The sequence below is a fragment of the Nocardia sp. 852002-51101_SCH5132738 genome (genome assembly GCF_001665695.1).
GTDB lineage: Bacteria > Actinomycetota > Actinomycetes > Mycobacteriales > Mycobacteriaceae > Nocardia > Nocardia nova.
Genome location: NZ_LZML01000011.1, coordinates 20,074 through 31,352, shown reverse-complemented (window position 1 = coordinate 31,352; position 11,279 = coordinate 20,074). Strand labels below are relative to the sequence as shown.

At 66.9% G+C, this 11,279-nt stretch carries 11 protein-coding genes; 5 read left to right on the top strand and 6 right to left on the bottom strand.

The features are described 5' to 3' along the window. Positions 1–65: 65 nt before the first annotated feature. Together A5789_RS01450 and A5789_RS01445 are read left to right on the top strand one after the other, a co-directional pair. Positions 66–632, top strand: a complete 567-nt coding sequence (locus A5789_RS01450; RefSeq protein ID WP_064906904.1) for a DUF4282 domain-containing protein — start codon at positions 66–68, stop codon at positions 630–632. 123 nt (positions 633–755) lie between these two features. Then, complete coding sequence (locus A5789_RS01445) at positions 756–1,628, top strand: helix-turn-helix transcriptional regulator (RefSeq protein ID WP_064906903.1); 873 nt, start codon at positions 756–758, stop codon at positions 1,626–1,628. A gap of 28 nt (positions 1,629–1,656) precedes the next feature. On the opposite strand, the gene A5789_RS01440 is transcribed toward A5789_RS01445, so the two are convergent. Beyond that, complete coding sequence (locus tag A5789_RS01440) at positions 1,657–2,010, bottom strand: MarR family winged helix-turn-helix transcriptional regulator (RefSeq protein ID WP_036525409.1); 354 nt, start codon at positions 2,008–2,010, stop codon at positions 1,657–1,659. A 236-nt stretch (positions 2,011–2,246) separates the two neighbouring features. Here A5789_RS01440 and A5789_RS01435 point away from each other — a divergent pair, with 236 nt between their 5' ends. Continuing rightward, positions 2,247–3,713, top strand: a complete 1,467-nt coding sequence (locus A5789_RS01435; protein WP_063016868.1) for an MFS transporter — start codon at positions 2,247–2,249, stop codon at positions 3,711–3,713. A 61-nt stretch (positions 3,714–3,774) separates the two neighbouring features. On the opposite strand, the gene A5789_RS01430 is transcribed toward A5789_RS01435, so the two are convergent. Then, a complete protein-coding gene (locus tag A5789_RS01430; RefSeq protein ID WP_063023894.1) occupies positions 3,775–4,332 on the bottom strand; it encodes a dTDP-4-dehydrorhamnose 3,5-epimerase family protein in 558 nt (185 codons plus the stop codon). A 1-nt stretch (position 4,333) separates the two neighbouring features. Then, entirely contained in the window at positions 4,334–5,224 is an 891-nt protein-coding gene (rfbA, locus tag A5789_RS01425; protein ID WP_063016822.1) for a glucose-1-phosphate thymidylyltransferase RfbA, read from the bottom strand. Between the two features lie 229 nt (positions 5,225–5,453). Between rfbA and A5789_RS01420 the strand changes: the two genes are divergently transcribed. Beyond that, entirely contained in the window at positions 5,454–6,485 is a 1,032-nt protein-coding gene (locus A5789_RS01420) for an alpha/beta hydrolase (RefSeq protein WP_082857270.1), read from the top strand. A 208-nt stretch (positions 6,486–6,693) separates the two neighbouring features. Here the strand turns inward: A5789_RS01420 and A5789_RS01415 are convergent, their stop codons facing one another. Further along, positions 6,694–7,410 carry a hypothetical protein gene (locus A5789_RS01415; protein ID WP_064927105.1) on the bottom strand — a complete coding sequence of 239 codons (717 nt, stop codon included), beginning with the start codon at positions 7,408–7,410 and terminating at the stop codon, positions 6,694–6,696. A 296-nt stretch (positions 7,411–7,706) separates the two neighbouring features. Here A5789_RS01415 and rfbB point away from each other — a divergent pair, with 296 nt between their 5' ends. After that, on the top strand, positions 7,707–8,708 hold the full coding sequence (rfbB, locus tag A5789_RS01410; RefSeq protein ID WP_064904217.1) for a dTDP-glucose 4,6-dehydratase: 1,002 nt from the start codon (positions 7,707–7,709) through the stop codon (positions 8,706–8,708). Here the strand turns inward: rfbB and A5789_RS01405 are convergent. Together A5789_RS01405 and A5789_RS01400 are read right to left on the bottom strand one after the other, a co-directional pair. Beyond that, a complete protein-coding gene (locus tag A5789_RS01405) occupies positions 8,705–10,306 on the bottom strand; it encodes a DUF2142 domain-containing protein (protein WP_082940394.1) in 1,602 nt (533 codons plus the stop codon). The two genes, rfbB and A5789_RS01405, sit on opposite strands and share 4 nt — an antisense overlap. Next, a complete protein-coding gene (locus tag A5789_RS01400; protein WP_064922848.1) occupies positions 10,306–11,271 on the bottom strand; it encodes a glycosyltransferase in 966 nt (321 codons plus the stop codon). Before A5789_RS01400 ends, A5789_RS01405 begins: the two co-directional genes overlap by 1 nt. Positions 11,272–11,279: the final 8 nt, after the last annotated feature.

Here is an 11,279-nt window from a genome sequence, read left to right as displayed (position 1 = left end):
CCACCCCCGCACTGACCGCCTGATCGAACAGGATCACGCGGAAATCACCCCGATACACCACCCGCTTGGACTTGACCCCGGGCGACGCCGACTACGCGGTGGAATCGCGCTGGCTCGCATGGAAGGACTCCGCACGACGACGCCGGTCGCCGGACGATGCCGCCGAGGAGAGCGATACCGCCGAGGAGGACGAGCGGCCCGAACCGTTCCGGAGTCCGGGCGCCTTCCGGGCCTGGTGCGGTGCGGCCGCCCGCGCGCTGCTGGATGTGCAGTTCCGCACCCCGGCCACGCGCACGCTGCTGCCGCTGGCCTATCTCCTGGGACTGGCCTTCGCGGTCGGCATCCCCCTGGTCCTGGTCGTGGTCCTGTGGCAGGTATCCGCACTGCTGGGATTGATCTTCGCGATCGTGGTGGCGGTGCCGCTCGGCCTGACCATCGCGGCCTCGGTGCGATTGGCGCTGGAATTCCTGGTCAACGCCTCGCGGCTGGCAACCCGGGTGGAACACATCAACACCCTCGCCGACGATCTGTTCCGCGCTCTGTCCGATGTCGCCGAGCCGGTGAACCAGCTCTCGGAAGACGTTCGCGCGGTGCAGTTCTGGCGGTTCCGCAAGCGTCCCCCGCGCAAGTAGCAGCGCACCGGCGGCCCGGCCGATCGGCGCGGCTGTCGGGCGTTGTTCTGTTGTGCAACAATCCGTTCGGGGGTGTCCGGAGCGAATCCCGATGCCCGCGAAGCTTTCTGCCGAGGGGGAAAAATGGCTTCACCGCAGGGGATCACAGGTTCGACCATGCCGCGGCGGCAACTGGGCCGCCGGTTGCGTGACCTGCGCAATCGCGCCCGGATGACGACCCGGGTGGCCGCTCGCCGGCTGGAATGGTCGGAGGCCAAGATCTGGCGGATCGAGACCGGTCAGACCTCCCTGCGCAGCCTCGACGTGGAAGCCATGTGCAAGATCTACGGCGCACCCGAGGCCGAGCTGGAACCCCTCACCGCTCTCGCCCGTGAAACCAAGGCGCGCGGTTGGTGGGCTCCCTACAGTGACGTGATCGCCGAGGGTTTCGACGTGTACATCGGCCTGGAAGAGGCCGCGACCGAAATCTCCACCTTCGAGAACGAATTCGTGCCGGGCCTGCTGCAGACCGAGGACTACACCCGCGCGCTGCTGACCGCGGCCCGGCCGAATCTGAGCCCCGCCGATATCGAGCGCCGGATCGAGGTGCGCGGGCAGCGGCAGCGTCTGCTCACCCGCATCCCGGAGCCGGTGCGGCTGGTGGCGATCATCGCCGAATCGCTGCTGTGGCGGCGGATCGGTGATCCGGCCGTGATCGCGGGGCAACTGGATCATCTGCGCCGCATGTGTGAGCGCCCGAATATCGACATTCGTCTGGTGCCCAACGATTCCGGTTACCACGACGGTCTCGATTCCGGGCGATTCGTCCTGTTGGAATTCGGCGCGGCCGGCGCGGAAACGACCGAGCCGCCGGTCGTTTACGTCGAAAATTTCGGCGTATCCACCTATTTCGATAAAAATTCCGACATCGACCGCTATCGAGGCGCCTTCGCGAATATCCGCGCGGCCTCGGTGGACGGGAGGGCGGCCCTGGACGAGGCCATCGCCGCCGCCTGACGCGCTACCGGATTCGGTACCGGCGAATTCAGTGCAGGGTGCGTTCCAATACTTCGCGATGAGTCGGAACGGCGGCGGTGTGGAGCGCGCGGCCCTTGTCGGTGAGGCAGACGAAGATCGCGCGGCGGTCCTCGGTGCACAGGGTGCGATCGACCAGTCCGTCGCGTTCGAGCCGTGCCACCGTACGGGACAGTGCGCTCTGGCTCAGGTGGATGTCGTGGGCCAGATCGCTCATCCGGTAGCTGTCGCAGGAGGCGTCGACCAGGCGGTCCAGCGTCTCGAACTCACTCAGGCCGATGTGGTGTTCGCGCTGCAGGTCCTTCTCCAGCGCACAGGACACCGCGGCATGACGAGCGAGTAGATCGCGCCACTCGCCGACCAAGCCTCCCGGCCCGTCGTTCCGGCCGGCCGGAGACGGGCAACCGGCCTCGGTATCACTCGGCGCGGTGGACGGCAGACCTGCGGCGAGCTCCGTATCCGGTGCCACCGCGTCCGTCGAATGCGCCGGAAACGCTGTCGACGCCTTTGTCATGTCGCCATCCTAGTGCCTGGGGCAGATTCATGCAACTGCATTAAATGCTTGTGCATTAGATGCGCACGCATGTAATGTTCCGCGACATGACTTCCACAGCAACACTTCCGGCTGCCTCGGCGGCCGATACTCGGTGGCCGATCCGGCTCTGGGGCATGCTCATCACGCTGTGCATCGTGCTGTTCCTGGACGGCCTCGACGTCTCGATGGTCGGCGTCGCGCTGCCGTCCATCGGTACCGAACTCCATCTCGAAACCTCGACCCTGCAGTGGCTGGTCAGCGGATACGTGCTCGGCTACGGCGGTCTGTTGCTGCTCGGTGGCCGCACCGCCGATCTGCTGGGCCGGCGCAAGGTCTTCCTCATCGCATTGGCCGTCTTCGCGGTCGCCTCCCTGGCGGGCGGGCTGGTCAGTTCCGGGCCGCTGCTGATCGCGACCCGCTTCGTCAAGGGGCTGGCGGCCGCCTTCACCGCGCCGACCGGGTTGTCGATCATCACCACGAACTTCGCCGAGGGGCCCGCGCGCAACAAGGCGCTGTCCATCTACACCGTCTTCGGTGCGGGCGGCTACTCCATGGGTCTGGTCTTCGGTGGCCTGATGACCGGTTTCGGCTGGCGCTGGACCTTCCTGCTGCCGGTGCCGATCGCGCTGGCCGCCCTGGTCTCCGCGGCGATCCTGGTGCCGAAGGACAAGGGTGACACCGCCGAGGGTGGTCACGATCTGCTGGGTGCGCTGTTCTCCACCGCCGCCATGCTGCTGCTGGTCTACACCGTGGTGTCCGCACCGCAGGCCGGCTGGGGTTCGGCGCGCACCGTGGGCTCGTTCGCGGCTGTGCTCGTCCTGTTCGCCGCGTTCGTCGCGGTGGAGAAGCGGGTGCGGCATCCGCTGATCCGGCTGGGCATCCTGCGCAAGGCCACGTTGGTGCGAGCCAGTCTGGTGATCGTCGCGGTGGCGGGTTCCTACTTCAGCTGGCAGTTCATCGTCACCCTGTACCTGCAGGACAGCCTGGGCTGGTCGCCGCTGACCCTGGCGATGGCGCTGCTGCCGGTGGGTGTGCTGGTGGCGCTGTCGTCGGTGTTCTCCGACAAGCTGGTGGACCGCTTCGGCACCGGCCCGATCATCGCGGTCACCACCACCGTCATGGCGATCGGCTACCTGCTGTTCCTGCGCATCGACACCGCACCGTCCTATCTCGCGGTCATCCTGCCCGCGGTGCTGCTGATCGGCATCGGATGGATCGGCTTCCCGGCCATCAACATTCAGGCCACCAACGGCATCGAGGACGAGGAACAGGGCCTGGCGGCCGGCGTGCTGCAGACCTCCATGCAGGTCGGCGCGGCCATCGTCCTCGCCATCACCACCGCGCTGATCTCCTCGGGGCCGCACGGCAATTCACCGCAGGCGGTGCTCGACAGCTACCGTCCGGGCCTGATCTTCGCGGGCATCGCGGCGATCATCGGCGCCCTCATCGCCTTCACCCACTTCCTGCCTGCCCGCAAGAAGCGGCAGGAGGTCGAGGAGTCCGAACAGGCACCGGAACTCGCGGCGGCCTGAGGTTCCACCCCGAGCGCCACGCCCGGCTCATCGGTTCGAGCCGGGCGTGGCGTTTGCGCGTTCAGCGCAGTTCGCGCAGGCGCGGTGCGGCCGCGTCCTTCGGCGAGCGAAGGAAGGTCAGCGGAGTGCCGTCGGAACCGACCGTGGGCCAGTCGATTCCGAGATCCGGGTCGAATGCGTCCAGGTCCCGGTCGAATTCGGGGGAGTATTCGAGCGAACACAGATAGGTGACGGTGGAATCGTCGGCCAGTGACAGCAAGGCGTGGCCGAGTCCTTCGGAGAGAAAGACCGAGCGGCGCGAGACGTCGTCGATCACGACACTGTCCCAGCGGCCGAAGGTCGGGGAGTCGCGGCGCAGATCGACCACGACGTCCAGGAAGGCGCCGCGCATGCATGTGACGTATTTCGCCTGGCCGGGCGGATTTTCGGTGTAGTGGATGCCACGCAGGACACCCGCCGCCGAGGTGGAGGTGTTCATCTGCAGCAGGTCCAGGGGCCGTCCGGTCGCCTTCTCGAATTCCGAGGCCTTGAACGTCTCGGCGAAGACGCCGCGCTCGTCGCCGCGTAACTGCGGCGTGAACTCCCACGCACCCGGGACCGCCAGTTCTCGAATCCGCATCTCAACCGTCCTGTCCGTAGCGATCGTCGCGCCCGCGATTCAGCAGGTCCAGCAGGTAGGTCCCGTATCCGGAGCGCACCAGCGGCTCGGCCAGCCGGCACAGCTGTTCGTCGTCGATGAAGCCCATCCGCCAGGCCACCTCCTCCGGGACGCCGATCTTGAGACCCTGGCGTTCCTCGATGGTGCGCACGTAATTGGCGGCGTCCAGCAGCGAATCGAAGGTGCCGGTATCGAGCCACGCGGTGCCGCGCGCGAGGGTCTCGACCTGCAATCGTCCCTGTTCGAGGTACGTACGGTTGATATCGGTGATCTCGTATTCCCCGCGCGCGGACGGTCGCAGTCCCCGGGCGATCTCGACGACGTCGTTGTCGTAGAAATAGAGGCCGGGAATGGCGTAGTTGGACCGTGGGAGTTTCGGCTTCTCCTCGATGGAAACGGCCCTGCCCCGGTCGAATTCGATCACGCCGTAGGCCGAGGGATCGGACACCCGATAGGCGAAGACCGCGCCGCCGTCGAGTCCGTCGAAGCGCCGCAGCCGGGTGCCCAGGCCGGGACCGTGGAAGATGTTGTCGCCGAGCACCAGTGCCGCGCATTCGCCGCCGATGTGGTCGGCGCCCAGCACGAACGCCCGGGCCAGGCCGTCGGGTTCGGGTTGCACCACGTAGTCGATCGCCAGGCCGAACTGGGTACCGTCGCCGAGCAGCCGGCGGAAGGCCTCGGCATCCTCGGGCGTGGTGATCACCAGGATGTCGCGAATGCCCGCCAGCATCAGCGTGGACAGCGGGTAGTAGACCATCGGCTTGTCGTACACCGGGACCAGTTGCTTGCTGACCCCGCGCGTGATCGGGTGCAGCCGGGACCCGGTGCCCCCGGCCAGAATGATTCCGCGCATGTGACGCAAGTCTGCCAGCTCTCGCCCACTCGGGCTCGATGAGGTTCCGACTGGACCGCGAAATGGTCACGATGGTTTCGCCGCGGCCTGGTCGGGCGATCAAGTATTGCGTAGGTCACACATCCGTGGTGTTCTGAAACATGAGTGTGTGAGATGTCAGCGCCGACACCTCAGCTACCGAATCTGCCGGTAGCCGGTCGCTCGGCGCCGAGTGGCAGGTAGGTGCGCGATGACCGCGATTCCCATCGGCGAGGCCGAATACCGGCCGGGGCTCGAACCCGGTGTTGTCGTGGATCCGGTGGTGGTGAACCCGGACCGTGCGAGTCTGCATTCGCAAGCGGTGTTGTTCACCTGCCGGGGCGTGGTGGGCCCCGTTATCCGGCGCTACCCGATCACCCCGATGACCATGCCGGTCGCGCGGGTCCTGATCGACCGGCTGGCGGCACTGCGCCCGCAGGTGCGTGGCGTGGAACGCGAACAGGTGCGGATGAGCGGCTTCCGGATGGAGATCATCCGCCCGGCCGGCGCCCGGCGATCCCTGCGCGACGGCGCCGTGATGTACATGCACGGGGGCGGCTTCTTCCTGTGCGGACTGGACTCGCATCGGCCGGTGGCGGCCAGCCTGGCGCGTCGTACGGGGCTGCCGGTGGTGAACGTGGACTATCGGCAACTGCCCGGGACGAATATCGCCGGCTCGGTCGAGGACTGCCTGACGGCCTATCGCTGGTTGTTACGGCACGGCGCCGATCCGTCGCGCATCGTCTTCGCCGGAGATTCGGCGGGCGGTTTCCTCACCTTCGCCACCGCACTGCGGGCGGCGCAGGCCGGCTTGCCCGGTCCGGCCGGCCTGGTCGGCCTGTCGCCGCTGCTGGATCTCGATTACCGGGTCAAGGGCGAGTACATGAACGTCGGTCGCGACGCCTACATCCCGATGGCGGCGGTGCGGCAGATGGTGCGGTACGGCGCCGAGGCGGAGCAACCGCTGGACCCGGCGCTGTCCCCGGTCAACGGATCGCTCACCGGCCTGCCGCCGGCCCTGCTGATCGTCGGTGAGGACGAATTGCTGCGCTGCGACAGCGAATTGATGGCCCACCGGCTCACCGCGGCCGGGGTGCCGAATTCGCTGGAGCTGTGGCGCGGACAGGTCCACGCCTTCATGAGCATCCTGCCGAATATGCCGGAGAGCCGGGCCGCACTGGCCCGGGTGGCGCGATTCGTGCGGGCGCGGGTCGAACCGGAAGAGGCCGCGCGGACCGCCTGACAGGTACGGCCCGTAGGCGGCAGCGGAGCGTAACCACGGAGGGCCGGACCTGTCAGGCGCATCGAACACCGCCTGACAGGTATGGCCCGTAGGCGGCAGCGGAGCGTAACCGCGGAAACGACAGTGCCCCGCCCACCGTGACGGTGGGCGGGGCACTGTCTCTGATCCGAGGTATCCGCCCGCTCAGGGGGACGGGCAGCCTGCGGAATTACTTGGCCGGCGCCGGCGCCGGCGGGTTGAACGGCGCGGTGGTGGTGGCGAAGTACTGGATCGCGGCGCCGATGGCGACCGGGGCGGTGATGAAGATCTGCCCGGCGAGCACGCCCAGGAAGCCGACGGCGGCGGCACCGGCGACACAGCCGCCGAGCGGGCCGAGGCCGAACAGGGTGGCCAGCGCACCGGTGGCGACGACACCGAGGGCGGCGCCGGCGATGCAGCCGATGACCGCGCCGCCGATACCACCGGCCAGCGTGCCGATGGTGGCACCGGTGGAGATGGTGTCCTTCAGGCGGTTGAACGCGGCGACCTCACGGTCGTAAGGGGTCTTGAAGGGGGCCGAGTCCTCGAAGGGGAGGGCGACCGGCTTGTAGACCGCGTGCGCCACGTCGTACTGGGGGGTCAGGGTGGCGGTGTTGCCGGAGATGTCGGCGGCGATCGGGAACTCGAAGTCGTCGACCCGGAAGTTCAGCGGGGTGCCGGCGAGCACGGCGCCGTTGGCGGCCTTGATCTTGAGCATGCCGTCTTCGTTGACGATCGAGCCACCGTCGGTCTTGATAACGGCTTTGTCGTTGTCGACGACGCTGGCCTTGTAGTAGACGCTTTCGGGCGCTGCGGGGGCGGCGGGGTCGGCGTTCGCGGTACCGGCCGCGACGCCGACGGCGGCGACCAGCATGGCGGCGGTCGCGGCGAATTTCCTCATCATCATTTTCTGCGGAACCTCGATACAGAGTGGTTCTGGGACATGAGAAATAGAAATCGACGTCAGCTAACGAGTGGTGAACCTGTTGTGTCCGTTCATTCAAATTCTGTTCACCATCGGGTTCTTGCCGATTGTCAGGTTGCGGAAACATGCAGTATGCGTGCGGTTTTCGGACACCACCTCCAATTTGAACAAAAGGGACATAAAGCATGTGATGTGACGAAGGTCACACCGATGTGCGCGGCCGGTGTGACTCGGTGGTGATTCGGAGCGCGTATTCGCGCCCGCGTTAGGGTGGCATCGTGCGATTGCTCGTAACCGGCGGAGCCGGATTCATCGGCGCGAACTTCGTCCATCAAACCGTGGCGGATCGTCCGGACGTCCGCGTCACCGTGCTGGACGCACTGACCTATGCCGGAAATCGCGCCTCGCTGGCGCCGATCGAGGATCGGATCGAGTTCGTACACGGCGATATTGCCGATTCCGGTCTGGTGGACCGCCTGGTCTCCACAGCCGACGCGGTGGTGCATTTCGCGGCCGAATCGCACAACGACAATTCGCTGGCCCGGCCGCGGTCGTTCGTGCAGACCAATATCGTCGGCACGTTCACCCTGCTGGAGGCCGTGCGCAAATACGATGTGCGCTACCACCACATCTCGACCGACGAGGTCTACGGCGACCTCGAAGCCGACGATCCGGCGTTCACCGAAAACACCCCTTACCAACCGTCCAGCCCGTATTCGGCGACCAAGGCCTCCAGCGATCTGCTGGTCCGTGCGTGGGTGCGCTCGTTCGGGGTGCGGGCGACGATCTCCAACTGCAGCAACAACTACGGGCCGTATCAGCATGTGGAGAAATTCATCCCGCGCCAGATCACCAATCTGATCGACGGGGTGCGACCGCGCCTCTACGGTGCCGGACATCAGATCCGGGACTGGATTCACGTCACCGATCACAATCGCGCGGTGTGGGAGATTCTCGAGCGCGGACGCATCGGGCAGACCTATCTGATCGGCGCCGACGGTGAACTGGACAATCGGACCGTGGTGGAGTTGCTGCTCGCCGAATTCGGCCGGGACCCCGGCGATTTCGACCACGTCACCGATCGGCCCGGGCACGATCAGCGCTACGCCATCGATGCCACCCTGCTGCGCACCGAACTGGGCTGGCGGCCGCATTACGGCGATTTCCGGGCCGGACTGGCCGCGACCGTCGCCTGGTACCGCGACAACGAGGCGTGGTGGCGCCCGCAGAAGGAACACACCGAACGCGCGTACGCGGCGGCCGGCGAAAAGGTGCTCTAGCCCCAGATCAGGACGTTGTATTTGATCGCGGCCGCGGTCAGTGCCACCACGGTCGCGACCACCACCGTGATCGCCGGTCCACGTACCGGCGTCACGCCGCGGGAATCGCTCAGGCGCAACGGCATCCACCGCAGCAGCACCGCGAATCCGGCGATCGCCAGCGGCACGAAATAGCGCCCCTGCACGCCGTCGATCATCCAGTAACCCACGGGCGTGAAGGACATGTACAGCGTCACGTAGATCATCGCGACACTGGCCAGTACGGCGAGCGCGACGATCCAGGTGCGCCACCGGTTACCGGTCAGCCGATCCGCGATTCCGACGCTCACCGCCAATGCCAGCAGGCAGGCCAGGATCGACAGCGCGGGAACGTCCACATAGGCGAATCCGAGCTCGCCGAAGAATTGGGTGAACCATTTCTCGTCCCGGTACCAGATGCTGTCACCGAAAGTATTGGCGAAATGCACCGGATTCGAAAGAATTTCGTGCAGCTGATCGCCCGGACGCACCGAATGCCATTCGGCCGGCTTGCGCATCAGCCCCATACCGTCGCCGGTCGGCGCGGCGATCTTCATCCATACCGCGAACAGGATCGCGCCCAGCGCCGCGAAACACCACGGCAGCCAGCGCAGCACCTTCCCGAACCCGTACTGCCGGGCGGGAATCAGCACCACCAGCATGGCGAGGATGACGTAGGTCGGCTTGCTCAGCGGCAGCGCCAGCGTCGCCGCCAACGCGGCCGCCACCTCCGGCTTCGTCAGCCGGGTGTCGAGGAAGACGCCCTTCACCACCAGGCACGACACCAGGACGGCCAGGGCGTTGGTGACGGTGTCGGCGGTGACCGTACCCGCCTGGAACAAGGCGATCGGCAGCACCGCGACCGTGAAGGCCAGCCACTGGATCCGGAACGCCCGTAGCGCCCGCAGCGCGAATGCCACGATCACCAGATAGGTGAGCAATCCGGCCAGCCGGGTGAGCAGCACCGTATCGCCGACATCGAGCCCGACGGCCTGCGCCAGCCGAATGCCCACGGCCGCGGGCACATACGGCAGCGGGGAGTAGGCGGCGGTGTTGGTGAACCACATCTGCTTGGTCGCGGTCGTGGTCACCGGCGCGGAACCCAGCCGGTCGTAGGCGGTTTCGTCGGCGGCGAGCGGGGCCGGCTCGGTCGGGTGACGGTTGTAGTCGGTGAAGGCGTAGCCCATCAGCCCGTCGATACTCAACGGAATCTGGCCGCCGTAGGAGACGCCGCGGTCGTCGGTGATCCGTTCGGGGGTGAACCCGCCGTGCGCCACCTGATACGCGCGGCCGAACTGCGTGATCTCGTCATGTCCCCAGAACGGCGGCGTGATGGTCGCGAACACGATGCCGAAGACGCCCGCCACCAGGACGAACACGGCCGCGGCCGGTCCGAGGTGGCGTGCGACGGGGGACCAGGCGCGCCGGAGCGGACCGGCGGGCCGTCGCTCCTCGTCGGCCCGGCTGCTTCCGCGGCTCACCTCGTCGCGCGTCGGCTGCTCGGTATCGGGTTCACCGGTCACCTCGCCGGGGCCGGAGGACTGCCTGTCAGAGGCCTCCTTGTCGGCCTGGGTCGTCATCAGTGTGCCTGCCGGACCTGCTCGGGCGTTTCGACGCCGACGGCCGAATACCGCAGGTACATGAGGCGGGCGGCCTCGTGCCGGGACCGGCGGATGCCGTCGAGGATCAGACCGGCGGTCCACGCCAGGCTGCCCAGCAGCAGCAGCGTGAAGCCGAGGAACAGCGTCGGGAACCGCGGCACCTGGTGGATTTCGTAGAACTGGATCACGATCGGCACGATCAGAATGATCGAGATCAGCCAGGCCAGCGTCCCGAACAGCCCGTAGAACGCGACCGGGCGTTCGTGCCGGGCCAGGCCGAAGATCAGGCCCAGGATCTTGAATCCGTCGTGGTAGGTGCGCAGCTTGGATTCACTGCCCTCCGGCCGATCGCGGAATCCCACCCGCACCGAGGTCTGCGGCACCCGCAGATGCAGCGAATGCACGGTCAATTCGGTTTCGATCTCGAATTCGCGCGACACCGCGGGGAAACTCTTCACGAAGCGACGCGAGAACACCCGGTAGCCGGAGAGCATATCTTCGACGTTCTCGCCGAACACCTTGCCGACCACGCCGTTGAGCACGCGGTTACCGGCTTCGTGGCCCGTGCGGTACGCCTGCGTGCCCTCGTCCTCTTTCCGCACGCCGAGGACGTGGTCGTAGGGGCCGGACAGCAGCGCCTCGATCATCTTCGGAGCGGCGAAGGCGTCGTAGGTGTCGTCGCCGTCGATCATCAGGTAGACATCGGCCTCGATATCGGCGAACGCGCGCCGGACCACGTTGCCCTTGCCCTTGACGGTCTCGGTGCGCACGATCGCGCCCGCCTCGCGGGCACGTTCGGCGGTGGCGTCCGTGCTGCGGTTGTCGTAGACGTAGACGTCGATGCCCGGCACGGCAGCCTTGAGGTCCGTGACGACCTTGGCGACCGCAGCCTCCTCGTTGTGGCAGGGCACGACTGCGGCGATGCGAAGCTCGGTGGGGTTCACCCCGTCAA